The organism is Streptomyces sp. NPDC059567, assembly GCF_042735655.1.
Taxonomy (GTDB): Bacteria; Actinomycetota; Actinomycetes; order Streptomycetales; family Streptomycetaceae; genus Streptomyces.
This window is the reverse complement of the sequence record NZ_JBHWBS010000008.1, coordinates 1-24,386: the sequence shown is the minus strand read 5'-3', so window position 1 is coordinate 24,386 and position 24,386 is coordinate 1. Positions and strand designations below refer to the sequence as shown.

At 69.8% G+C, this 24,386-nt stretch carries 20 protein-coding genes and 5 pseudogenes; 13 read left to right on the top strand and 12 right to left on the bottom strand.

The features are described 5' to 3' along the window. The 3 genes and pseudogenes from ACFVZW_RS06345 to ACFVZW_RS06335 all read right to left on the bottom strand — a co-directional run. A pseudogene (locus ACFVZW_RS06345) lies at positions 1-759 on the bottom strand (PAS domain-containing protein); the annotation flags it as partial. 358 nt (positions 760-1,117) lie between these two features. Further along, entirely contained in the window at positions 1,118-1,585 is a 468-nt protein-coding gene (locus ACFVZW_RS06340; RefSeq protein WP_384517511.1) for a WD40 repeat domain-containing protein, read from the bottom strand. Between the two features lie 327 nt (positions 1,586-1,912). Then, positions 1,913-3,067: a hypothetical protein gene (locus ACFVZW_RS06335; RefSeq protein ID WP_384517508.1), complete on the bottom strand. Its 1,155-nt coding sequence runs from the start codon at positions 3,065-3,067 to the stop codon at positions 1,913-1,915. A gap of 443 nt (positions 3,068-3,510) precedes the next feature. Between ACFVZW_RS06335 and ACFVZW_RS06330 the strand changes: the two are divergent. Next, positions 3,511-3,730, top strand: a pseudogene (locus ACFVZW_RS06330) (toxin Doc); the annotation flags it as partial. 286 nt (positions 3,731-4,016) lie between these two features. Continuing rightward, complete coding sequence (locus ACFVZW_RS06325) at positions 4,017-4,313, top strand: hypothetical protein (RefSeq protein WP_384517780.1); 297 nt, start codon at positions 4,017-4,019, stop codon at positions 4,311-4,313. Between the two features lie 790 nt (positions 4,314-5,103). Here the strand turns inward: ACFVZW_RS06325 and ACFVZW_RS06320 are convergent. After that, a complete protein-coding gene (locus ACFVZW_RS06320; protein ID WP_384517505.1) occupies positions 5,104-5,919 on the bottom strand; it encodes an ABC transporter permease in 816 nt (271 codons plus the stop codon). Further along, the gene (locus ACFVZW_RS06315) at positions 5,919-6,902 is read right to left on the bottom strand and encodes an ATP-binding cassette domain-containing protein (RefSeq protein ID WP_384517502.1); all 984 of its coding nucleotides are present in this window, start codon (positions 6,900-6,902) and stop codon (positions 5,919-5,921) included. Before ACFVZW_RS06315 ends, ACFVZW_RS06320 begins: the two co-directional genes overlap by 1 nt. Positions 6,903-7,414: 512 nt before the next feature. Between ACFVZW_RS06315 and ACFVZW_RS06310 the strand changes: the two genes are divergently transcribed. Continuing rightward, positions 7,415-7,726: an FG-GAP repeat domain-containing protein gene (locus ACFVZW_RS06310; RefSeq protein WP_384517499.1), complete on the top strand. Its 312-nt coding sequence runs from the start codon at positions 7,415-7,417 to the stop codon at positions 7,724-7,726. A gap of 518 nt (positions 7,727-8,244) precedes the next feature. On the opposite strand, the gene ACFVZW_RS06305 is transcribed toward ACFVZW_RS06310, so the two are convergent. The 5 genes from ACFVZW_RS06305 to ACFVZW_RS06285 all read right to left on the bottom strand — a co-directional run bounded on the left by ACFVZW_RS06305 (position 8,245) and on the right by ACFVZW_RS06285 (position 12,080). Then, positions 8,245-8,898, bottom strand: coding sequence for a hypothetical protein (locus ACFVZW_RS06305; protein ID WP_384517496.1), 654 nt, complete (start codon positions 8,896-8,898; stop codon positions 8,245-8,247). A 66-nt stretch (positions 8,899-8,964) separates the two neighbouring features. Continuing rightward, positions 8,965-9,426: a hypothetical protein gene (locus ACFVZW_RS06300; RefSeq protein WP_384517493.1), complete on the bottom strand. Its 462-nt coding sequence runs from the start codon at positions 9,424-9,426 to the stop codon at positions 8,965-8,967. Beyond that, a complete protein-coding gene (locus ACFVZW_RS06295; protein ID WP_384517490.1) occupies positions 9,423-9,941 on the bottom strand; it encodes an RNA polymerase sigma factor in 519 nt (172 codons plus the stop codon). Before ACFVZW_RS06295 ends, ACFVZW_RS06300 begins: the two co-directional genes overlap by 4 nt. Before the next feature lie 25 nt (positions 9,942-9,966). Continuing rightward, positions 9,967-11,274 carry an alpha/beta fold hydrolase gene (locus ACFVZW_RS06290; protein ID WP_384517487.1) on the bottom strand — a complete coding sequence of 436 codons (1,308 nt, stop codon included), beginning with the start codon at positions 11,272-11,274 and terminating at the stop codon, positions 9,967-9,969. Positions 11,275-11,354: 80 nt separating this feature from the next. Next, on the bottom strand, positions 11,355-12,080 hold the full coding sequence (locus ACFVZW_RS06285) for a response regulator (RefSeq protein WP_384517484.1): 726 nt from the start codon (positions 12,078-12,080) through the stop codon (positions 11,355-11,357). 263 nt (positions 12,081-12,343) lie between these two features. Between ACFVZW_RS06285 and ACFVZW_RS06280 the strand changes: the two are divergent. From ACFVZW_RS06280 to ACFVZW_RS06245, 8 genes and pseudogenes are all read left to right on the top strand, one after another. Beyond that, positions 12,344-13,464: pseudogene (locus tag ACFVZW_RS06280) on the top strand (ATP-binding cassette domain-containing protein). 103 nt (positions 13,465-13,567) lie between these two features. Continuing rightward, a complete protein-coding gene (locus ACFVZW_RS06275; RefSeq protein WP_384517481.1) occupies positions 13,568-14,278 on the top strand; it encodes an ABC transporter permease in 711 nt (236 codons plus the stop codon). Positions 14,279-14,518: 240 nt separating this feature from the next. Next, entirely contained in the window at positions 14,519-15,340 is an 822-nt protein-coding gene (locus tag ACFVZW_RS06270) for a hypothetical protein (RefSeq protein WP_384517478.1), read from the top strand. Then, entirely contained in the window at positions 15,337-16,176 is an 840-nt protein-coding gene (locus ACFVZW_RS06265; protein WP_384517475.1) for an ATP-binding protein, read from the top strand. Before ACFVZW_RS06270 ends, ACFVZW_RS06265 begins: the two co-directional genes overlap by 4 nt. An 86-nt stretch (positions 16,177-16,262) precedes the next feature. Continuing rightward, on the top strand, positions 16,263-16,748 hold the full coding sequence (locus tag ACFVZW_RS06260) for a MarR family winged helix-turn-helix transcriptional regulator (protein WP_384517472.1): 486 nt from the start codon (positions 16,263-16,265) through the stop codon (positions 16,746-16,748). Positions 16,749-16,788: 40 nt separating this feature from the next. Then, the gene (locus ACFVZW_RS06255; RefSeq protein ID WP_384517469.1) at positions 16,789-17,544 is read left to right on the top strand and encodes a class I SAM-dependent methyltransferase; all 756 of its coding nucleotides are present in this window, start codon (positions 16,789-16,791) and stop codon (positions 17,542-17,544) included. A gap of 37 nt (positions 17,545-17,581) precedes the next feature. Next, positions 17,582-18,916 carry a radical SAM protein gene (locus tag ACFVZW_RS06250; protein WP_384517467.1) on the top strand — a complete coding sequence of 445 codons (1,335 nt, stop codon included), beginning with the start codon at positions 17,582-17,584 and terminating at the stop codon, positions 18,914-18,916. 69 nt (positions 18,917-18,985) lie between these two features. After that, positions 18,986-19,445: pseudogene (locus ACFVZW_RS06245) on the top strand (IS5/IS1182 family transposase); the annotation flags it as partial. Between the two features lie 171 nt (positions 19,446-19,616). Here the strand turns inward: ACFVZW_RS06245 and ACFVZW_RS06240 are convergent. Continuing rightward, positions 19,617-19,839, bottom strand: a pseudogene (locus ACFVZW_RS06240) (e9imm peptide). A 184-nt stretch (positions 19,840-20,023) separates the two neighbouring features. Then, entirely contained in the window at positions 20,024-20,767 is a 744-nt protein-coding gene (locus tag ACFVZW_RS06235; protein WP_384517464.1) for a hypothetical protein, read from the bottom strand. A 1,142-nt stretch (positions 20,768-21,909) separates the two neighbouring features. On the opposite strand from ACFVZW_RS06235, the gene ACFVZW_RS06230 reads away from it, so the two are divergent. Further along, the gene (locus ACFVZW_RS06230; RefSeq protein WP_384517461.1) at positions 21,910-23,001 is read left to right on the top strand and encodes a PP2C family protein-serine/threonine phosphatase; all 1,092 of its coding nucleotides are present in this window, start codon (positions 21,910-21,912) and stop codon (positions 22,999-23,001) included. 208 nt (positions 23,002-23,209) lie between these two features. After that, on the top strand, positions 23,210-24,358 hold the full coding sequence (locus ACFVZW_RS06225; RefSeq protein ID WP_384517458.1) for an ALF repeat-containing protein: 1,149 nt from the start codon (positions 23,210-23,212) through the stop codon (positions 24,356-24,358). Positions 24,359-24,386: the final 28 nt, after the last annotated feature.

The window sequence follows — 24,386 nt, the reverse complement described above, 5'->3', positions numbered from 1 at the left end:
TCTCCGGGTGTCGGACCCCCCCCCCCCCACCTTCCTGTGGGGGTTTTCGTGCGTTTATAACTAAATCCACTAGGGGGGGGGGGGGGGGGGGGGGGCGGGGGGGCGCCCGACGGTGTACTGGTCCAGGATCGGAATCCCGGTGGCAAGGACCTCCCGCATGGCTCTTGTGAAGGACTCGTCGAGGAACGGCAGCACCTCGTGGACGTGCCGGCCGACATGCTCGGCGGCCGGAACACCGTTCATCCGTTCCTCCGCGGGATTCACAGAGATGTAGCGGAGGTCGGTGCCCAGCATGGCGAGACCGATCGGCGACTGGGACACGAGCTGGGCGGACAGGGCAAGGTTCCGTTCCATCCGCCGCACCGTCGCCTGGTCCGTGGCCAGCCCCAGGGCCCAGTAGTCGCTCTGGTCGTCCTGCAGCCGCATGTTGCGGAACTCCACCAGTCGCGTGCTGCCGTCCTTGTGCCGGACGGGGAAGACGCCGGCCCAGCTCTCACCGTCCTGCATGACCCGGGCGAACAGCGCCAGCACCGTATTGCGGTGCTCCTTGTCGATCAGCAGATCACCCGCGTACTGGCCCAGGGCCTCCTCGGCGCTGTAGCCGAAAAGGATTTCCGCCTGCGGGCTCCAAAGATCAATCCTGCCCTTGGCGTCGAGGAGGACAGCGGCCACATTCAGCACGTCCAGCAAGCCACCCGGCGTGGACGGCACCACACCCGACGCGCCGGGATCGCCCTGAGAGGGTTCGGTGGCTCCCATTCCTCAGGCTCCTTTCGGCCGCCGATGCAGAGCGCTGCCTGCCGGAGCGGACGATGGCCGGCGCCGTGTCTGCCATCCCATCCTCCCGCTACTCCGCCCCTGCGTGCACTCCAACGAATTCGGAGGTACCCCGCTGGGGTAAGCCGCCCGAGCGCTACCCGGACGATGTTGGCTCGTGGAGGGCCCGGACGGCCGCGCTCAGCACGCTGCGGAGCCTGCCCATTGACGGCGGCGGATTCGAGGGTCGTGGCCGACGATGTCGCCGACCGCGACACCGAATGAACCGTCGGGCAGATCCTCGTTCCGATCGCCGCACACGTTCAGCGACCCGACCACAGGAAGGTGGCGCACCGCGACATTACGGTGCCGGTCCAGGCCGGGCGAGAGCAGTATCGCTCCCTGCAAGGCGACGGCGACCCGGCGCGCCCGGGCGCGTGGCGCCACCCGCCGTCGCGAGCAGGGTTCCTGTGTGGTTGAAAGTGAGAACCGAAACGTAGACCTTGGCATGGTCGCGAATGAGCGGCGCCTTCGGGACCGTGAGTGTCGCCCGTACCCGCTGCGTGGTGGTGTCCCACAGCCGGACGGTGCGGTCGTTGCTCGCGGAGACGAGGGTCTTGCCGTCGGGGCTGAAGGCGACGGCGCCGGCGTTGTACTCGCCCGTTTCGAGCTGCTCGGCTACAGGGTTGGGAGCGAAATCCGCGCTGGTCCAGAGGTGGACAGTGATCTGCCTGGTCCCCGCGGCGATCTTGTGGCCGTCGGGGCTGTAGGTCAGCGAGGTGATCTCCTGCTCCGGGTCCGCTGAGCGTGAGGAACGGGGTCGTCGCAAACAGGGCGTCGCCGCCCTGGCCGTCCTTCCTGTCGTCGTTGCGGTCCCGGCCTGAGAGTTCCACGGCCGCGATCGAGGCCCAGCCGATGCCGAGGGCCGCCGCGAGCCCCCGATCAGCAGCTTGCGGCGGCTCGGCCCCCTGCCGCCACCCGCGGGGCCCGGCTCCGGGCTCATCCCCCGGGACGGACACAGGAGCCGCCGGGGGGAGCCCCCGGCCCGGGCAGCGCGCCGCCCGTAAGGCAGACAGACTCGACCGGAAGCGCGTCAGCGATGTGGCTATCGCAGGACGGACCGGTTACGAGCGGCGCTGGATTTCCCTTCCGGCCTCTACCGGTCAGGTCTGCGGAAAAAGGCGAGCGTCTTCGTGAGGGTATTCAGCGGCGAGGTGTCCTGCTCGGCCGCAGCCAGTGCGGGTGTCCCGGGTGTGCTGTGGCCGCTGGTGGCTTCGGCGAGCGCGGCGTGTGCTGACTCGGCTGCCTCGCGGTAGAGGTCGCACGATGCCGTCATGGCTTTGAGCGCTTCGGCGTACTGGGTGACCATGGCTCGCGCGTGGACGAGTTCCTCGTCGGGGGTGAGCAGGTGCCAGCCTTGCCGCAGTCGGGCCAGGGCCTGTTCGGCGCCGTCAGGCAGTGGCCGTGGCAGCGAGGCGAAGTCCGTGATCTTCTGCAGGAGTGCGGTCGGCTCGGTGCCGTCGAGGAAGACGTCGCCCACGGTGAAGCGTTCCGGGTCGTAGCCCGGGCCCTGCGGCGCCGGGGGCAGGACGACGGCCCCGCCGCGCGGCAGCCCCACGCCCAGCTCACGCTTCATCGCGAAGTCGGCGATCAGCGCCTGCTCCGGTGTGGCCCGGTGTTCGATCACCCGGTGCTTGAGGCTCGGTGGCAGGAACGCCGTGACCGGGCGCTGCCCCCGCGTGTCCGGAGTCATCGCCTCGTGCACCACGACATGGATGAACCAGCTCTGCCGGGTACAGTCCCGCAGCAGGCGTCGCAACTCGCCGTCGTCCTTGGGCAGGTGGTTGGTCCTCCGCAGACGCACGCCCGGTACCTTGTCGTGATCCCAGGCGACGTGGTCGCTGTCGGGCCAGAACATGGTGGCGGGTGAGGGCCAGCTCGCTTCCCACGCCCGCTCCGCCTCGGCGGCCAGCACCCAGGCGACCTCGCTGTCGTTGCCGACGGGGCGGGACTCAGGCTCGTAGGTGGTCAGTTGCGCGCGTACGGTGACGTTGCCGGTGACGCGCCAGCGTGCCTCGAACACGCGGCGGGCCGAGGAACCGGGGTCGGCGGATCCGTCACGGGGGAACAGATCGGTCGAGCGGGCCGCCTCGACGGGGTCGAGGTCGAGGAAGTCGTCGATCACCCCGGCCGCCTTGAGGGCGATCAGATTGCGCCGGACGTCCCGCTCGGGCTCGGGCCCGAGGTGACGCCCCCGCCCGATCCATGCGGTATCCGGGGCAGTGGTCGATGAAGGGCTGTTCTTGGCCATGGAACCGTCCAGTGGGTGATCGGGGCCCGACCAGTATGGTCCGTGGCCCGAGCGGCGGCGTCCAGCAGCCGGCACCGGCCCGCCGGGGCACGGGTTGCCCCAGCGGACTCCACCCACGTGAGCGCACCAGCGCGCAGCCGGTACCTGTACTTACTCGCCCCCGTCCGGTCCTCGCCGGCTCCAAGAGGGACGGGACGCTGGAACACCAGGACGGAACTCCGTGGCAGAGCCTCGTCGGCCGACCGGCCCGTGTTCTTCCTTCGGCCACGACCAAACGACTTCTGTGGTCACCCGATCGTGCCCGACTCGATCGACGAGCTTGACTGCCCTGTGTGTGGCGAGGGTGCTGAGGTTCATCCCGAGGCGGCCAGCTGGGGGCGTAGAAGGTTTCGATGTCATTGCGGTGATCGAGTACGTCGGCCAAGCCGTGAGCGTCACTGCGAGCCTGGCGTGCCGCAGCGCTCCTGCACACTCTGGTGCCTTCAGCCGCTGCCGTACCGCAACAGTCTGTATGCCTGCCAGGTCACCGCCGCCTACATGTATGCCTCCGGCGAGGGCATCGACCCCCCATACGGCGCCATGGTCGACCTCGTCCGTGACATCCAGGCCGGCAAGACATCCGTCTTCCAGGCAGCCGACCGCATCCGCACCTGGCGTATCTGACCACCACCGAGCCGAGGCTCCAACCCCCGGCTCCGCGCTCCCGGCACCTGGCCGTTGGACATCGTCTGGCTCGGCGGACGCGTTCCGACAGTCAACGACCCAGCCTCAGGCGTAGTTCGACGGGCGGCTCCCGGCGAGTGCAGTTCGGCGGGAGGCCTGCTCAGGGCTACCTCGGTCGGGAATGATCGACGGATGACCGACGACGCATCCGCCGCCCCCGGCACTCCGTGGCCATGACGACCTTGTTGCGCTGGCGGCGTCACGCCGGCGCACGGTGGACGAGCACATGTTCACCGCATCCGGCCTGCCCGGGACAACGGTCAACGCCATGGCGCTGCAGGTCCTCGAGCAAGCCCAGACGCAGTCGGTGGATCCGTACGACATGGAGGAGTTCGCGCTGGCCCACGCCACCGAGGCCGGGGCCACCAACTGGCAGACCGAGGCGCTGGCCACCCTGTGCAACGTGTGGGACGCGATCATGCCCGACAACGAGGTGCGTTACGTCAACGGGCAGCACCGGTCCCAGGCCATGCTGGATGCCGGTGTCCGCCGCACCGTCGTCCTGCACCACATCGAGCCGTAGCGACCGCCACCGGGCGCCAGACCCAGTGCTCCGGCGTCGTCGAAGGACACGTCAATCAGATCAAGATGCTCAAGCGCCAGATGTTCGGCCGCGCCGGCTTCGACCTCCTGCGCAAGCGTGTCCTGCTCGCATGACGAAGCCTGCAACCTCGCACCGCAGGAACATCCATACCGACTCCTCCTACCGATCGATCTCGGAGGGCCTGCGACCGAGTAGCAGCGCGAGACGCCCTCCATTGCGGCGAACCACTCATCGAGGTCCACATCGGCGTCGTGGAAGAACCAGGAGTCGAAGCTTCCCAAGGCATCCAGATCTGGTTCGGGCTCGTAGCGGAGTTCGCAGCGAACTCGCACATAGTGGTCATGCTCGCCGTCATCGTCGAACTGCCGCGTGAGGTACACAGTGAACGTCGGTGGCCCGCTGAGGGCGCGCGTGCCGCATTGAAACAGCAAACCGTCAAAGTCGGGCGTGGGCGCTGTGTCAAGATGCCTCCGCCCGAAGCGCATGAAGGCGAGCCATGTACCCCGAGCGGTTCACTCGGACATCCCCGACTGCCCAGTCGCCAGCTCGGCCCGCAGGAAGTCGAGGGCTTCCTCCAGCCGTGGTCTGTCGGGCACGTCGGCTCCGTTCGCTTAGTGAATCAGCACCCTCGCCTGGTGGGGCCGGATCGAATCCAGCCCTGACCACCGAGTCGTTCACCCCACCGGCTTGCAAGGTTCGGTGACTGCTTCACAGAAGGTGAGCCAGAACCCTGCTCATGAACAAAGCCACGCGAAAACAGGCTCTCAGCTCAGCGGCTGCGGGAGTTGTAGACCCGCATGGCGAGCGGCATGAAGACGGCTGTGATGCCCGCGGCCCAGACCAGTGACCACATGACGGGCGAGGCGACCGGTGTGCCCAGCAGAAGCCCTCGGAACGCGTCGGACAGGTGCGTGACGGGATTGACCTCGACCCACGCCTGGAGCCACCCCGGCATCGTCTCGACCCGGACGAAGGCACTGCTCGTGAAGGTGATCGGGAAGATGATCGTGAAGGCGAAGACCTGCACCTTCTCGGCGTCGCCCGCCAGCATCCCGATCAGGACCGCGGTCCAGGAGACGGCGGCGGCGAAGGTCAGGAGAAGGAGTGTCGCGCCGAGGAAGCCGAGGGCGCTCCCTGTGAGCGTGAACCCGAGCAGGGTGCCGAGGCCGATCATCAACAGCATCGCCCAGAGTTGCTTCGCCAGGTCGGCGGCGATGCGTCCGTAGAGCGGCGCCGCCCGGGCGATGGGGAGGCTGCGAAGGCGGTCGAACACGCCCTTCGTCAGGTCGGCGTTGAGTGACATTGCGGTGTACATGCTCATGAACAGGGTGTTCTGCACGATGATCCCGGCCAGTGCGTACTGCAGGTAGTCCTGCGGAGAGCCGGCCATCTGCCCGCCGAAGACGAAGGTGAAGAGGAAGACGAACATGATCGGCGTGATGCTGTAGTCGACCAGCTCCAGCGGGTTGTGCTTCACCGAGATCAGGCTCCGCCAGGCCATGGTGGCCGTCTGCCGCAGCGCTGCGCCCACGTGGACGCGGTTACCTCCGCGGGCAGTCGTCTCCGTGAGCTCCATGCCGGTCATCACAGGCCCCCTGTGGACGCGTAGTCGTCGTCGGACGTCTCCGGGTATTTCGCCTGTGCCTTGTGACCGGTCAGGGCAAGGAACACCTCGTCCAGGGAGGAGCGGCGCAGGGTGAGCTCACCCAAGGCTATTCCCGCCTGATCGAGGCGGCGTACGACGCGGGGCATGAGCGCCTCGCTGGTGACGGGGGCGATGACACGATGGTCCTCAATCGCGGTCTGGGAGCCGGCCTCCTCTGCCACGAGCGCGCGGACCCTTGCCAGATCGGCCGCGGCGACGGGCATCACGTTCAGGACCTGCCCTCCGACCTGCGACTTCAGCTCGTCGGGAGTGCCCTGCGCGATGACACTGCCCTGGTCGACGACGACGATGCTGTCGGAGAGTCGGTCGGCCTCGTCCAGATACTGCGTGGTCAGCAGTGTGGTCATGCCTTCGGACACCAGACCGCGCAGCATCGCCCAGACCTCGCCACGGCTGTGGGGATCGAGCCCGGTGGTCGGTTCGTCGAGGAACAGGATGCGGGGGCGCCCCACCAGGCTCGCCGCCAGGTCGAGGCGCCGCCTCATCCCGCCCGAGTACGTCTTCACGGCGCGCCCCGCAGCCTCTTCCAGGTGGAAGCGCTGCAGCAATTCGGCGGACCGCGCCCGTGCGTCGGGGCGCGACATGTCGAGCAGGCGGGCGATCATCACCAGGTTCTCGGTTCCGGTCATGTTGTCGTCCACCGCGGAGAACTGAGAGGTGAGGCCGATCAGGGACCGGACTTGGCGGGCCTGGCTCACCACCTCGTAACCGCCAACCTCGGCATGACCCCCATCGGGATGCAGCAGCGTGGCGAAGATCCGGACCGCCGTGGTCTTGCCGGCACCGTTGGGCCCCAGCAGGCCCAGAACGGTGCCTGCCGGGACCTCGAGATCGATGCCCTTGAGTGCGGCGGTCCCCTTGAAAGTCTTGGTGAGACCTTCCGCCCGTATCGCGTGTGTCATGGGGTCACCCCGCTCGTCGAGGAATCACCTCTTCCACTGTGCCCGACGCCTCTGAGGAGGGCGCCTGGAGGCCGCCCTGAACGCCCGCTGGGGCTTCCGGCCCGTACCGTCACCGTGCAGCCGTATGGGGACGAGGCAGGGGCACGTGCAGTATCAGGCCGATGGCGGCGAGTGACGCCGACCATGCCTTCCACGCTGCGTGGCGAAGCCCGTCCCTGCCCCGCTGATCAAGATCTGTCCGGCGTTGCCGCAGGATCGAGTTGGATCGCCGCAAGGCGACGAACGGCCCCGTCAGCCCCCGCCCACGGGGCCCGTTTCGCCACCCCGCTCTCCAGGGTGTCCTAGGAGCAGGCCAATCTCCTTGAGGGCCGATACTCCGTCGCCCGGCAAGACCAGCAAGGATTCCCGGACTTCTTTCCGCATTGCTGTCCGGAACCGGCCTCGAACTCACCCGACCAGCGTCAAGCCCGTAGTCAATCGGCACAGGCTGGCAGGGTTACAACCAGATCACTGTGACCGGGAACATTGTCGGCGCCCCGGCCGGTGACCTCGTCGCCCGCGACGCCGCCGGCGTCATGTGGCTGTACCTCGGCAAGGGCGACGGCACCTTCGCACCGCGCATCAGGATCGGCGCCGGCTGGGGCGGCTACAGCCACATCATCGGCATCGGCGACGCCGACCACGACGGCCGCCCCGACCTGTTCGCGACCAACGCCACCGACACCAACACATACCTGTACAAGGGAACGGGAAGCTGGAGCTCTCCATTCGGGCAGCGGCAGACCACCAGCCTGCCCAACAACAGGCCCAGCTCCGTGGCCTGATCCACCAGCACGGCAGCCCCCGGCGGGACGTGGTCACCACGTCCCGCCAGGGGCTTTCGGTTGCAGCGTCACAGAAGTTGGGCCAGATCCTGAGACTTGAGAGCACTTGTCGTCGAGTCCCGAGAGCGGACGATGTTCGGCGCCGCGTGATCTGGCACCACCGGAGCGGTCGCTCCCGCAGAGCCTGGCCAGCGGGTCATGATCTTGAGGTCACCGTCGGCCTCCTGAGGATGAGACGCTGAGATCGCGGGTGGGAAGCAGCGCACCGCTTCTCCGGCGAACCCGTGCACCCGCGCGGCTGAGCCGACCGCGAAACCGCTGGTCGCCGATCCGTGTTGGGTCGATATTCCAGCATTCGTGATCAAGAACTTTGCCCGCGGCCTCGCCGCGCTCACCCTGACCATCGCCCCACTCGCCGCACCTTCCACTGCCTTCGCCACCCCAGCCGCTCCTACCGCGCACTGCTTGGACATCAGCGAACCGAAGACGCTCCGCGGCCGGATGGCGTCCACCCGCCTTTACACCACCCGGTGGGCCTGCTCGACCTCGAACCCGCCCGGTGCGCGTCGGCAGCCCTGCCGGATACGGTCCGGCCTTGCCCGGCTGACCCCGGCGCTTCGGCCGCGCCCCGGCCCCCGGACCGGGAGCCTGGGGAGTGGGAGATACCCCGCGTCGCGCTGCGCTACGACCGGGCCGTCCTTGCCAGCGTGGTCGTACGGGAGAAGCTGCGCACCACCACCGCCGTGCAGGGAAGGGAGTACGACTTTGCCGCGCACCAGCAGGCCGCGATGCCCGAGCAGCTGCTCGCGCGCCAGGACGCCGGCCCCGACTCCGACCGCCCGGAGTCGGAGACCAGCCGTGGTCGGACCGATGGGCGTGAACTTCCCGGGGTCCCAGTTGTACCGGTCCCACACATTGACCTGATAGTCGATGCTGACCTGCGGCTTGCCGTCCGGGCCCGGCACCGCCGTCACAACACCCGTGGTGTTTGTCATGCCGCTGCCCACGCCCAGGTACGAGTTTGCTGTGCCGTCCGGTCCTTTGTCGTGGGTGTAGCCCTCGCCCATGGTCTCCACGGGGATCGCGGCGGGCTTGCCGCCCGACTGCGCGAAGGCGTCCAGTGCCTGGCGACGCCATTCGTCCTCATGATCGGAGCGCGTCTTCTCCGACACGTCACGCAGGACCGTGTCGTTCTCGGAGGCCGCCGGGGCCGGATGGAAGCCTCCCGTCCATCGGAGTCACCTCTCGCCGTGGCCGGTTGGACCCGGGCGGTCGAGGCGCGCGCTCAGGCGGTGGGCCGCGTGGTCGAGTTCGCGCAGGGTGCCGAAGGGGACCACCGCCGCGCGCGTGGGGATGCGGACGCCGCCGGTCAGGGCGATCCGGGTGGCGGCGCCGTCCGGGGTCGGGGCGGCCGCCATGCCTGCGATGAGGAACCGGCTCTGCAGCCAGCACCAGCCGGGCCGCCGGTAGCCTCGCAGGTGCGCGCGGAACCCGTACTTGCTCAAGGCCAGCGCCTCCAGCCGCTCGCCGTCGGTGCGGAGGATTCGGATCCGCTCCAGGTCGGGGAGGAAGTCCAGGGCGGACATGGCTTGCCACACGTCCTCGAAGGGCGCGGGGAGGACGTGCTCGGCGACGCGGGCGCCGCGCACCCCGGCCGCCATCACGTGCAGCCGCCGGATCGTGTCGAGATCGTGCGTCATGCGGACCATGCCTTTCGGAAGCTCATCCGGGCCCGGTGCAGCCGGGACTTGGCGGTGCCGGGCGGGATGCGGAGGGCCGCCGCCGCGGCCTGCTCGTCCAGTCCCTCCACGTCCCGCAGGACGAGTACGGCCCGGTGTTCGGGGGAGAGCCGGGCGAGGACGTCGTCGATGTCGGCGGTCAGTTGTGGATCCCCGCGCTCCGGTACGTCGGCCAGTTGGGCCGACAGGGACCGCGCGGCCCGCTGGGCGATCCGGACGGCCTCCCGGACCGCGATGGCCCGCACCCACCCGTAGAGCGCTTGAGGGTCCTTCAGCGACCGCAGTGACCGGAACACGGCCAGCAGGGTCTCCTGGGTGGCGTCCGGGCCGTCGGCAAGGGCGATGGGGGCGCAGATGCGTGCGATGTACGGGGTGAGGTGGTCGAGGAGTTCGTGCAGCGCGAGGGTGTCGCCGGCTCGGGCCGCCCGGGCCAGCGCCACCCCTTTGTCCCGTCTGTCACTGGTCGCTTCAGTCACTTCAGGAACTCATCCATGGCCGTGTTCACCCGATCCGGGCAGTCCAGGTCAGCGCGTGCCCGCACCCGTCGAGCACCGACACCCGTGCGTCCGGGAGCAGTCGGCCGAAGCGGTCCGCCTGCCAGGAAGGGAGGACGGAGTCCTGCCGGCCCCAGAGGACGAGCACCGGCTGCCGGGTGGACGGAAGCGCCGCCTGCGTCTCCCGCCAGTCCAGGCCGCGCTCCAGCCGGTACATGGCGCGCCGGTTGGTGTCGAGCGTGCCCGGCGCCCAGACCGCGTCCACGACCTCCTTAGTGACCCGGTCCTGGTTCACGAACAGCCCGCGTACGGCCGATTCGGTGGCCCGGCGGCCCGCCCCGAGTCCGGTCAGCAGCTCGCCGGCGACGGGCAGTTTGAGGGCCTCCCAGAACGCGGGGTCCCGCTCGTACAGCCCGGAGGAGGCGAGCAGGGCCAGCCGGGACACCCGATCCGGGTGCCGCTGGGCGTAGGCCAGGGCCCAGCCGCCGCTCCACGAGTTCCCGGCGAGCGCGGCCCGCTGGATGCCGGTGGCGTCCAGGAAGCTACCGATGGCCTTGGTCATGCCGTCCAAGTCCCAGGTCAGGGAGCGGTCGCGTAGCTCCGTGAAGCCCTGCCCGGGCAGGTCGACCACGTACACCGCGTGGGTACGGGACAGGGCGGCGATCTGCTCGCGCCACGCGAACGTCCAGGAGGCGCCGGGGGAGAGCAGCACGACGGGCGAGCCGCCGGACCCCTGCTGCACGTAGTGGAAGCGGGCCACCGGCGTCTCCACCCACCGCGAGTCCGCCGGGGCGGCGTAACCGCGCTGCTCGGCCGGCTGGTACGCGTACGCCGTGCCGGCGAGCAGCGCCACAACGGCGAGGGGCAGCGCGAGGAGCTTCCGGGGCAGCGGGCCGAGCAGGCGGGTCGCTGCCAACCAGCCGAAGCCCAGGCAGAGTGGGGTGTAGAGCATCAGGTTCAGCCAGTGGAAGGCGGGCCCGGCGCCGTCGCCGACGCCGAACGCCCATGCCAGGCCGAGCAGTCCGCGTGCCAGCAGCCCGGCGGTGACCGTCCAGGCCGCGGCGGCGGCGAACCACCCGCCTCGCCCGTTGCCGCGGGCGAACAGGAGGGCGGCGGTGGTCAGCCCGAGCAGGGCCAGCGGTAGCACCACGCGCGGAGCAAAGGACACGACCCCGCCGAGGACGGCGAGGGAGAGCGCCCGTTCGTCGGGCGCGGGCCAGGTCAGGCCGGTGGCCCAGTACAGGTGGGCGAGGCCGTCGACGGCGAACAGGACGGCCAGCGCCCGCCCGGCCTGTTGTCTGCTGATGTCAACCACGAGTGACCCCCGGGGTGTTGGTGGAAGGACCGACACTCCGAGGAGGAGGCGCACAGGGAGAACGTTCCCTGTGGCCCTGGTCACATCCCGGTCACATCGGGTCGGGCAGCTGGGGTTCGCACGTCGGCTTGATGACGGGGAGGGATCAGGCCGGCCTCGTACGCGGAGATGGCCGCCTCCACCCGGTTGCGCGCGCCCAGCTTTGCGAGCCCCGCGCTGACGTGCGCCTTCACCGTGCCCTCGACCAGGTGGAGCCGACTCGCGATCTCCGCGTTGGACAGCCCCGAGCCGAGTCCGGCCAGCACCTCGCGCTCCCGTTCCGTGAGCCGCTCCAGCGAGCGGTGAGGATGTGCCGCCCGGTGCGCGCGCAGCCCGGCGATGACCCGGCCGGCGACCCGTGGGGACAGGTAGGCCCCGCCGGCTCCCACCGCCCGTACCCCGTTGAGCAGTTCCCGAGGGTCGTCCGCCTTCAGCAGGAAGCCGTCGGCGCCCTCCTCCAGGGCGCGGGTGACGTACTCGTCCTGCCCGAAGGTCGTCAGCATGATCACACCGACTGCCGTCGGCTCCCGGTGGAGACGCGCCGCCGCCGTCAGCTCGTCCAGGCCGGGCATCTGGATGTCCAACAGGACCACGTCCGGCCGGTACTGGCGGGTGAGCGCGATGGCCTCGTGCCCATCCCCCGCCTCGGCGACCACCTCGACGTGCGGGTCCCTGGCGAGGATGGCCCGCACGCCCGCCCGGACCATCGCCTCGTCGTCGGCCACCAGGACCCGGACCGGTCGGCTGCTCGGTGTCGTTTCTTCCACTCGGCGAGCCTACGGTCGACGCACCGCCGTACGGACGGCGATCGCCACAGATCCGCCCGGGGTCGGGGCGCACCCCCGACGAAGGGCAGGAACCCACTGCCGTTCGTCCAATGGGCGCCGGCGCCGCTGACTCCTAGCGTCGCTTGCATACAGGAAAGGAGACGGCCGCCCCGGACCAGGACCACCACGCGTCGGTCGGTGGGCGCCACCGTCGACTTCCACGTGCCGTAATCCGCGGTCCGCGACCGACATGAAGGAACTCCGTGATCACCCTCCAAGGTCTCACCAAACGCTACGGCGACACCCTCGCCGTGGACGAGCTGACATTCGATGTCCAGGCGGGCCGCGTGACCGGCTTTCTCGGCCCCAACGGGGCCGGGAAGTCCACCACGATGCGCATCTCACCAACCTGTGGCAGCGCATCGCCACCGGCTGGCTCGAGCGCTCCCCGTCCGGTGGCCTCCACCTCCACTACCGCGTCGACGGCGGCGTCCTGGGCCTGGACCACCCCACTCGCGGGCGGGCTCTGATCGCCGGCCGGCCCTACGCGGACCTGCGACGTCCGCTGTGCGCGGTCGGCGCGATGCTGGACGCCCGGGCCATCCACCCGGCGCGTTCCGGCCGCATGCACCTCGTCGCCCAGGCCCGGGCCAACGGCATTCCGGTACGCCGCGTGGACGAGGTGTTGGAGACGGTGGGCCTGACGAAGGCGGCCCGCCGGCCGGCGGGCACGTACTCGCTCGGCATGAGCGGGCGACTCGGGGTGGCTGGCGCTCTGCTCGGCGATCCGCCCGTGCTCGTCCTGGACGAGCCGGTCAACGGCCTCGACCCGGACGGCGTGCGGTGGATCCGCCGGCTCGTCCGTGACCGGGCGGCGGAAGGGCGCACCGTGTTCCTCTCCAGCCACCTGATGAGCGAGATGCAGCTGACGGCCGACCACCTCGTCGTCATCGGTCGGGGCCGGCTGCTGAGCGACACCTCGATGACGGAGTTCCTCGCTGCCGCCTCTCCCGCGTCGGCGCGCGCGGTGGTGCCCGATCCCGGGGAGCGGGCGACACTGGTTCGTCGCCTGATGACGGCCGACCGGGTGAGCGTCGAGACGTCCGAGTCCGGCGAACTCACCGTCGACGGCCGCACCGCCGCCGAGATCGGCGAGCTGGCCCACCACTGCCGGGTGCGGTTGCACCAGCTGAGTGACGTACGGGTCTCGCTGGAGCAGGCGTACATGGACCTGACCGCGCGCAGCGTCGAGTACGCGACGGGCGGGGGCGGCGCGGACACGACCGGCGCGGACACGACCGGCCCGGCCGACGCATCGGCGAACGAAGGCGCCGCATCGGCGAACGAATGGGCCGCGATGGCGAACGAAGGGGGACGACGGTGACCACGACGACGACACCCGGCAGGCGGACGGACCCGTCCCGGGCCGTGCCCGACACCCTCGGCGGGGGCGCACGCGGTGGCTTCGCCGGGGCGATCGCCTCCGAATGGCCAAACTGTGGTCCGTCCGCGCGCCCTACCTCTGCCTTCTGGCGGGCCTCGCGATCACCGGCGTCTTCACCTACTACTACGCCTCGATCGCGCGCATCAACGGGCACCCGATCCAGCCCGTCGGGAACGCGGCGGCCTCCTCCGCCGTTCTCGCCCAGTTCGCCGTCGTCGTCCTGGCCACGGTCGCGGTGACCTCTGAGTACGCGACGGGGAGCGTGCGGGCTTCCCTGCTGTGGGTGCCCCGCCGGCATCTGGTCCAGGCGGCAAAGGCACTGGTGGCGGCCGTGGTCGCGTTCGTCGCCGGCACCGTGTTCGCCGTCGTGGGCACGGCACTGGCCTGGGTGGCGTTCGACGGACGGGCTTCCTTCGAGGCCGGTCCGAGCCTCCGGCAGGTCCTCGCGGTCGGCCTCTACCAGGCGTTGGTCGCCGTGCTGACCGTCGGGATGGCGTTCGCCACACGCCACCCGGCCGGCGCGTTCTCGATTCTCGTCACCCTCCTTTGGGCACTGCCGAGCGTGCTCCTGGGGCTGGGAGGCCCGACGCTCGCGGACGTCAACGACCTTCTGCCGCACGTATCCGGAGACCACTTCATGCGCATCGGTGCCGAGGCCCCGTACCCACCGGCGACTGCGGTCCTGATCGTGGCGGCGTGGGCCGCGACCGTGCACCTGATCGACCTGTACGTGCTGCGCCGCCGAGACGCCTGACCGCGCGTCGCAACCGGCCCGGATGCCCTCACCCCGCCCGCCCCCTCACCCCGCCCACCCCTTCACCCCGCCCGCCCAATGCCCACCGCCCACCGTGTGCACCAACCCACCGTGCGCACCCCCTCATCGGGCGTCCGGGCCCGTCCGACAGAATCGACCCGGGCAGGTCAAGTGAGGTTCATCCATCGGAAGGACGGTCGACGCGCCAAGCCACACACCCGCATACCCCCGGCCAGGTCCGTGCGCGGGGACGTGGCCTTGTGGGGTGTGCTCGCCGCCGCGACCGGCTACGGGTTCCGGGAAGCGGGCGCGGCCTCGCCGGTCCTGGACCTGCTCCTCCCGATGGCCGTCCTGGCGGTGGCCGTGCCGCTGTCCCGCCGCCGGCCGGGGGCCGCGGTCGTCCTCGTCAACGGGCTGTGCGCGCTGGGCCTGGCCGACTCCGCGACCCCCGCCAACGCCCACGTCCTGTCGCTGGCCGCCCTGAGCTGTCTGCTGGGCGCCCGGGTCGCCGCGGCACGTCGCCCGCTCCTGGTGCTCGCCGGGTGCCTCGCGACCGATCTTGCGACGTGCGCGGTGCTGCGGACGCAGGCCGTGTGGTGGTTCTACGCACTGATCGTGCTGCCCGCCGCCCATCTGCTGCCCTGGCTCGCCGGGCGGCACTGGAGTGGCCGACGCGAACTCGTCAGGGAGGGCTGGCGGCTGGCCCGGAGCCTGGAAGAGCGGCAACACCTGCTCGCGGAGCGGGCGCGGCTGACCGAACGCGCGGACATCGCGGCCGACATGCACGACTTCCTCGGGCACGTCCTGAGCCTCGTCGCCCTGCGCGCCGGGCCCTGGAACTCTCCCCCGACCTCACCGACCGCGACCGCACCGACCTCGCCGAGCTGCGCGGGACGATCGCTGACGCCGTGGAACAACTGCGGGAGACCGTGGCCGTCCTGCACGACCCGCTCCGAACGGAAACGGGGGAGGGCCTTCCTGTCAACGACACCGTCGAAGACCTCCTCGGACGGGCGGTCGCCTCCGGGGTGCCGGTGCGCTGGGAGCGGCGCGGGGCGGTGACCACACTGTCCCCTCTGGTCGAACGCGGGATGTACCGAGTGGTGCAGGAGGCCCTCACCAACGCTGTGAAGCACGCGCCGGACGGTACGGTCCGAGTGCGGATCATCCACGAGGCCGGCCGTACCCGCGTGAGCGTCGTGAACGCCGCCCCGCCCGCTGACGGACCGGCATATGTGTCCGAAGGCCCGACGACCGGCGTCGGCCGCCGGGGACTGACCGGGCTTCGAGAGCGGGTGACAGTCCTCGGCGGCTCCTTGCGGACCGGGCCGTACGAAGACGGGTTCCGCGTCACCGCCGTACTCCCGCACCAAGCCACGGCGGCCCGCCCCGGGACACCGGCGCCGGGACCAGGGACGGCGCCCGGAGCCCCCGCCTGGACCCAAGGGCAGCACACCGGGTCCGCGTTGCCGTCCGGGACTGCTCTCCACCCGGATACCGACACCGTCACACCGGAGTCCGCCAAGCGGCTCGCCTACGTACGGAGCGCCGCCCGCCGCCGGTCCGTCGCCGCCTTCGTGGCGCCTGTCGCCGCAGCCGCCTTCTTCGTGCCCGCCGCGGTCTACCTGGCCTGGCAACTGACGACGAGCGTGCTGCCGCCATTCCGGTTCGACGAGCTGGCCACCGGCCGGCCACGCACCGAACTCGCCCCTCTGCTGCAGGCCCGCGACTTTCCCTACCCGTCCGACCACGCCCGTTCCGCACCCCGGCCCCTCGGCTCCACGTGCGAGTTCTACCGCTCAGGCCGCGACCTGTTGGACGAGGTCGACCTCTACCGACTCTGCTGGTCCGGCAACACGCTGGTGGCAAAGGACACCATGCCCGCAAGCCGGCCCTGACCACCTGGCGGGGAGGGCCGAGTCACAGCAGGTGCCTGGTGGCGTGCGTCAAGTCCTTGCTCGTGCAAGTAGATAGGTTGTCCTCTATGGATGCGCCGCAGGAGCACACGGTGCCGGACTCCGCGCCCGCCACCGACGCCGAGGACGAACGCTGGTGCATGGCGGTGCGGTTGCTGGGCAGGATGGAGCGCCGGCTCGACGAGGCGCTGCGCCGGCGGCACGCCCTGCCGCTGTCCGAGTACCGGGCCATGTGCGCGCTGAGCCGACCCGAGAGCGGCGGTGCGCTGCGGATGGGTGAACTGGCCGATCGCATCGGGATGAAGGACAGCTCGGTGACCCGGCTGATCGCCCGCCTTGAGGCGCAGGGGCTGGCCGAGCGGGCCTCCTGGTCCGGCGACGGGCGCGCCGTGACCGCCGCCATCACCGAGGTGGGGCGCCGGCGGTACACGGCGGCCACCTTCACCTATCGGTCGGTGCTCGGCACCGAACTCGACGCGGCCCGGGCCAACGTCCACCTCGCCGATCTTGCCGACTGGGTCCGCACTGTGGAGGCCGATGAAGCGGCGGGCTGACGTTTCGACCACCTTCCCCCCCTTCACCCAGGGAGTTCGCATGGCAACAGCGACGGAGCACTACGAAGACCTCCTCGCAGACCGGTACACCTGGATGCTCGGCGGCGACATCGTCGCGCTGGCCGGGGAGCAGTCCGCGCTGCTCCGTGGTCTCGGCGTCTCGCCCGACGAGTTCGACGACGCCGTGGCCGTCGACCTCGGCTGCGGGTCCGGCGCCCAGTCCCTGGCACTGGCCGGCCTCGGCTTCCGGCCCGTCGCGGCCGTCGACACGAGCCGGAAACTCCTCGACGAACTCGCCCGCCACGCCGGCGATCGGTCACCGGTCAGGCCGGTCCTCGCCGATATCCGCACGGCGCTGCCGCACGTGGTCGCCCCGGGAACGGCGGGTGTCGTCGTCTGCATGGGAGACACGCTCCCGCATCTCCCGGCCGCGTCCGACGTGGTGGCGCTGCTGGGCGACGCCCGGAAGGCCCTCGCGCCCGGCGGCCACCTGGTCATCACGTACCGAGACCTCACTCGGCCGCTCCAGGGAACCGACCGCTTCCTTCTGGTGCGGAGCGACGACAACCACCTGCTGACGTGCTTCCTCGAGTACCGCGACGAGGAGACCGTCGTGGTGCATGACCTGCTCCACACCCGTACGGACGGACAGTGGTCGATGCGGGCGAGCAGTTACCCCAAGCTGCGCATCGGTGCGGAGTGGCTGTCTGCACGATGCCGTGCCGTGGGGCTGGAGATCGCCCATGACGCCGCGGGCCCCCGGGGCATGCACGTGCTGCACGCCCGTCGACCGTGATCAGAACAACCCGCCCACCGTTTCACGAGGAGAGCACATGGAGAGCCCGAGCCGTACCGCGCTGCTGGAGGACCTGATGGGGCGCTTTCCCCACGTCCCGCGGGAAGCGGTGATCAAGGAGGACCTGCTGCGCGGCGGCATGGCCTTCGACGAGTCTGCGCTCAGCGGTACGGCCGACGGGGCTTCCGGTGACGTGAAGCCGAAGTCGTACTTCATCTTCTCCTTCGACCACCGGACACTGCCGGAGCTCGGCGCCGCCGCGCTGAACCGCCCGCCGGAGGAGATCGTGCTCACCGGCGGCCCTTACGAACTGCGCCGCACCGTCGTGTCCGTCCGGGTCAATCCCGACTCCCCGTACACCGTGCGGGGTGGCGAGGACGGTGCGCTCGGTCTGTACCTGGACGGCGTGCGGATCGCGGATGTGGGCCTGCCTCCGATGCCGGAGTACTACCGGCACGAGTTGTCGAACGGCAAGTCGGTGATGGAGGTCGCGCCGACGATCCAGTGGGGCTACCTCATCTATCTGACGGTCTTTCGGGTGTGCCAGTATTTCGGCGCGAAGGAGGAGTGCCAGTTCTGCGACATCAACCACAACTGGCGCCAGCACAAGGCGGCGGGTCGCCCGTACACCGGTGTAAAGCCAGTGGAGGAGGTGCTGGAGGCCTTGGAGATCATCGACCGGTACGACACGGCGGGGTCCTCCCGGGCGTACACCCTCACGGGCGGTTCGATCACCTCGCAGGTCGGCGGCCGCGACGAGGCCGATTTCTACGGCCACTACGCGAAGGCCATCGAGGAGCGGTTCCCCGGCCGCTGGACCGGCAAGGTGGTCGCCCAGGCGCTGCCCCGCGACGCCGTGCAGCGTTTCCACGACTACGGCATCCGGATCTACCACCCCAACTTCGAGGTGTGGGACCGCCGGCTGTTCCAGCTGCACTGCCCGGGCAAGGAACGCTATGTGGGCCGCGACGAGTGGCACCGCAGGATCCTGGAGTCGACCGAGGTGTTCGGGCCCCGCAACGTGATCCCCAACTTCGTGGCGGGCATCGAGATGGCCGAGCCGTTCGGCTTCTCCAAGGTGAGCGAGGCGATCGAGTCGACCGCCGAGGGCCTGCGGTTCTTCATGTCGCACGGCGTCGTACCGCGCTTCACCACCTGGTGCCCCGAGCCGACGACCCCGCTGGGCCGGGCCAACCCTCTGGGAGCACCGCTCGAGTACCACATCCGACTGCTGGAGACCTACCGGGCGACGCTGGAGGAGTTCGGCCTGAGTTCCCCGCCTGGTTACGGCCCGGCCGGTCCCGGGCGCGCGGTGTTCTCCGTCAGCTCGTTCATGGACAGCCTGGAGGGACTCGAGGATCCGTCGTCCTGACGCTGCCGCGTCCCGTCACCCACTCGCAGAACCGGAGGAACGAGATCTCCAGGACGTCCTCAAAGATCGAGCACAAGGATCCACCTGGCCGGGGCGGCAGTCAGGCTCGCCCCCCTGGCACTCCGCATCACCGCGGGCCGGGCAGGTGACGCGTCGGCGTTTGAGGCCGTGACGGCAGGTATCCGTGTTCCGCGAAGCGGGCCGGGAAGGCCAAGGACCGGGCCGTGCCGTACTGGCGGACCGCGCGTAGTCGTCCCGCGCGATCCGGGGACATCTCCGCCGGCACGGGATCCTGGCCGTCATCCCCAGCCGTCCGACCAGGTGGGCCACCTTCTGCGACGAGGCCGCGTCGGCGGGCGGCCGCCTGCGTTCGACGCCGAGAGATACAAAGAGCGCAACGCGGGTCGAACGTTGCATCAACCGACTCAAGCAATGGCATGGTCCTGGTCCAGCCATACGGGCAGACGAACTCGCCGTCGCTTGCCAGGCCGCACTCCATCCTGCCGTCCTCATCTGGGCGCGGTGCTGACCGGACAGAGATGACCGTCAGCTGTTGTAGCGCAACATCGTCGAACGAGCGATCAACCGCTTGAAGCAGCACCGAGTAGTCGCCACTCGCTATGACAAGCGCGGCTACCTCTTCCTTGGCACCGCCACCGCGGCAGCCCTCGTGGTCTGGCTCCGTAGCTGAGTACCGCCGTCACAAGCCTATCGGTCGGTACGCCAAGCCCTGGTCGACCACTTCCTCGGCCGACAACTCCCGCTCCCGCAGTCAGAAGACCAGGCTGCTGACGTGACCGGGACGGGCAGGCCAGAGCCCTGTCGAGCCAGTCGTTCACCTCGTCTTCGGAGGCGTAGTCCGCCTCCATGATCCGCTGCACGAGCGCGACCGCCTCCGCTCGGCTCAACTCCACCGCACTCATCGGGCGCCTTCCATCGGCACCGCCGTAGCGAGCGCCGTGATCGGCCGGACGCGTCCTAGCCGAAGGCACACTCCACCTGCTCCAGGCGAGCGGCATGCCGACTCACGTACGGCGTCCGTACTCCCTCGCGCCCTGCGTATCACGGCGATGTCCTCCGAAGTGACTGGTTCGCAGGTTGCGGTGCTCACCCGGATAGGTGGCTGCCGTGGCCGAAGGTGAGCCGGAACTGCGGGAAGCGTGTTTTCTTGGGATCCAGTAGATCGATCAGCACGATCAGTTGTGTCTGTAGGTCCTGCAGCCGGTCAATCGCCGGGGTGATGTCCTCGGCAAGCTGGTCAATGTCCGCGAGAAGGGCATCGAACCAGTCGGCGAAGCCGCGGTCATGCTCCAGACGCATGCAAAACTCGGCGTAGCCCAGGCATCGCTGTCGCCCTGGCTTGCCCTCGGGATGGACGATCAGTTCGCCAATAGCCCGCTGGTGGGCGCGGAGAAGACGCAGCTCATTGCTCGCCTCGACGGTTCTGTTCAGGACCGCGCTGATCCGTGAGATCTGGAGCATGATCTGGGTGTTGACGTGACTCCTGCCGAGGTCAAGGAACTGGATGTCGCGACGAAGGATCTCCACCCAGCCCAGGTATTCGGCGAGCACGAAGGCGGTGCTGTGGCGCACATATTCGGCTTCGCGTGCAGTGCCGCGGGTATGGAAGGTCGTCATGAAGCCAGTGGCGTGCGAGGGGCTCTGGTCAATGACATGCCCCTGCAGGATGTTATAGATCCTTGATTGCAGGTCGAACGCAGCCCAGGCCAGGGACGCGCCGTACCGGTTCATGTAGTTGCGCTGTTCCGCTGCCCGCAGCCGGCGCTGCTGCCAGTATCCGAAGAGCGCAGCGACCGCTGCACCACAGACGGCAACGATCGCCGCGATCAAAGACAATGAGTCCATGCATTTCCCGGGGTCGCACAGCCGTCTGCACCTCAGATTATGGAGAGGCTGAGTCCACTTTCGATGACACGAACCGCTGCGTCGTCCAAAGTCTCACCAGATCTGGGTTACGCGGTCGGCCGGGCGGGCGAGGGCGTGGCGGAGGCGGCGGGTGGTGAGACCGGCTGGCGGTGGGGGCCGACGGATCCGTTTGAGTGGCTCGGTCGTCCGCAGGCACTCGCAGACTTTCACAGGTCAGCTGAGTTGGTCCGTTCTTGCGGCAGTGGCGTTGACCGCCACGCCTCGTGGGCCGATGCCCCCGTGATGAAGCCCCCCGGTCGACGTCCTGCCCGTCGAGACCTGCTCGGCATTCCAGGCCGCCGCGCCCGGCACGGATGTTCGCAAGGGCACCGACGCTGCGTTGCCGTATCCGAGTCGAAAGCGACGGGGGCGACAACTGCAAGTTGCCGTTCCCGTCGTTGAGCTGCCCGTGGCGACTCCACTTGCTTACGCGCAGGAGGCCGCCGTTGGCACGCACTGGGCGCCGCCGGCATCTCGTAGGAGAGCGCCTTGCCAGCAGACCCGCCAGGTGCGCGCAGTGGTCGGTGAGGCCGGCAGCCTCCGGCGTGGATGGCTGCCGTCCGTCCTTGGGCTGCTCGTCCTTAGGCCGCCCGTCCTCGGGCAGGCTGTCTCTCACCCTGGTCCGTCGGGTGGCGGGGGTTGTGGTGGCGGTGTGGTGTGCGGGCATGGTGTTGACGGGCTCGGGCGGAGTGGGGCGATGGTGCTCCACGTGCTGTGCTCGGCCGGATCGGCGCCGTCGCCTGCTGTGACCTCCTCTGCCACGGGGCACGCAGATGCGGTACACCCACAGGAGTACGCGTACGCCTCTGTCGCATCGCATGCTCGATTCCCTGTCCTGGCGCCGGCCGTCCCGTGCCGCGCTGCCCGACGCGCTGCCGCGCTGCCGCCCGACGCGCTGACGCGCCTGACGCGCTGATGTCCCGCGCCGGCGAGGGCTGATCAACGCCTGCGAGGCCCGGGTGGCGGGGGCTGCAGGGGTGCTCATCGATTGTGGAGGGGGAGGGGCAGGCGGCTGGCTCTGTCGTGCCGGAGCGCTGTGCCCTGATTGACCGGATATTGTGGGAAGTGTGATCGAGTCTGGACGGCCGCGGCTTCGTCGGCGCTACGGCCGGGGGAGGCTCGTGCGGCTGTCGCCGGTCATTTTGACCATCGTGATCGCCAGCCTGGCCTACGCCACTCCGCCGGAGATGGCCTTCAGTCGTCTCCTGCCCGCGGCGCCGGCCCTGGCGGCCTCGATGTGGCCGGTCCTGCCCACCGTTCTGCTCGGGACGGTCTGCCTCTGTCTGATGATCGGCCTCGGTTTCGTCTTCCCCGATCTGGGAACGTGGTGGACGGCCGCGGGGATCGTCGCGGTCACGGTGGCCGCCGCGTACGGGAGCCACGTCCGGCTCCAGCGGGAGCGCACCCTGTTCCAGGTGCGGCTCGTCGCCGACGCGGCGCAGCAGGTGGTGCTGAGTCCCATGCCGCGGCGCTTCGGGAATGTCGAGATCGAGTCGCTGTACCTGGCGGCCGCGGCGGAGGCCCGCATCGGCGGGGACTTCTACGAGGTGGTCGACACGCCGTTCGGGGTCAGGCTGCTCATCGGTGACGTGCGGGGCAAGGGTCTGCCGGCCGTGGGGGCGGCCGCGGCGATCGTCAACGCTTTTAGGGAGGCGGCCTACGGCGAGAGGGACATGGTCAACGTCGCGCGCAGGCTGGACGCCAGCAGCACCCGCTACAACGCGGCCTTTCCTCCAGAGGGGCCGATGGAGCGCTTCGCCACTGCTCTTCTCGCCGAGATCCCGCACAAGGGCAGGCGTATTGACATCCTCAACTGCGGACACCCCCCGCCGCTGCTCCTGAACGGCACACAGCTCCGTATTCTCGAGCCCGACACTCCCTCGCCCCTGCTCAGCCTCGCCGAGCTGATCGGCGATCACTACACCGTCGACACCTTCGACTTCGCCCCCGGCGACCTGCTGCTCCTCTATACCGACGGGATCGCCGAGACCCGCGCCAGCGATGGGGAGTTCTTCCCGCTGGCAGCCTGGATGCGCCGGCAGCCCCCGGCGCCGCCCCGCGAACTGCTCAGCGCTCTTCACCGCGACCTCCTGCGCCACAGCAGAGGACGCCTCGACGACGACATCGCCGCCCTCGCCGTACGCCTGAGCCAACCCTGAAACACAAAGCCCCAGCGAGTACCCCCCCGCCACTGACGAACCGGGCGCGTGGCGATCGCACCCCCGCACTGAGCGCGAGGAGACGGAGTACACGCACACGGATTCTCCTGGCCCCTACAACCTTCTGTGGGGGTGGTGAGTCTTTGCGGCGCAAAGACCATTCCCTCAGGGGGTATTTTCTGTGAAGTTGTCCCGGATCGCCGCAGCTGTGACCACCGCTGCTCTGGCTCCGGCCGTCCTCCTCGCGTCGCCGGCATTCGCCGAGACGAACGAGGCCGCCGCACCCGCCAACCCGCCGGCCCCGACCGCACCCGACCACGAGGCCGCGGACGCGCCTGGCGAGGACCAGGCGGAGCAGGACCGCAAGACCATCCTCGCGATCATCGCCGACCCGATGGCCAGCGAGTACATGAAGGAAGCCGGCCACAAGGCCATCGCCGACGGCCCCGCGGCCATGCGCACGTTCATCGAGACCGATCAGCACCGCATCCGCCTCGACGACTACCGGATCGCCATCACGAGGCTCGTGAACCATGCCGGCCCCGCCCTGAAGGAAGGAATCAAGAACCTCCTGCGAACCGACGGGCTGACCCTGGCAGACCTCCGCCACTTCCTGGAGGTCACCCAGCACGAGCTCCGGGACGACGACAACAAGGTCGAGATCGCCCGCCTGACCAACACCGCCGGCCCCGCGCTGAAGGAAGCCGCCAGGAAGGCCCTGCTGGGCACTCCGGCGGACCGCGCCGCCTTCCTGGACAAGGGCCGCCACCTTGCGCAGGCTGAGGACGACCTGGTCGAACTCGCCCGGATCGACGAGGGCTCGGACGGCCCCATCCTCAGTGAGGCCATCCATAAGCTCCTGATCGGCCCCCCGACCCCGGCCGAACTGCGCCACTTCCTGGAGGTGACCCAGCACGAGCTGCGGGACCAGGACAACCGCGTCGCGATCGCCCGGATCATCAGCGTGGGCGGCCCCGAGCTGGTCAAGGCCGGGCGCGCCGCTCTGGCCGGCACCCCCGCCGACCGCGCCGCCTTCCTGCTCACCGGCCAGCACCAGGCCCGGGAGAAGGACAACAACGCCCAGCAGGAGAACGACAAGAACGACGGCCAGCAGGTCCAGGACGGCACCGGAACCGGCTCGGGAACCGGCACCAAGAACGACACCGGCACGGGCACCGGCAACACCCCCGACACCGGCAACACAGCCGTGACCCCGCAGGGCGGCAGCGGCTCTCCGCTGGCCTCCACCGGCGCGGGCGACACGACCCTCGTCGCGGGAGGCGCGGGCACCGCACTCGTCGCAGGCGCGGGCTTCCTGCTTGCCGCACGGATGCGCCGCCAGGCCTCCGACAGCTGATCGCACACGCACCCACCGCACCAAGGGC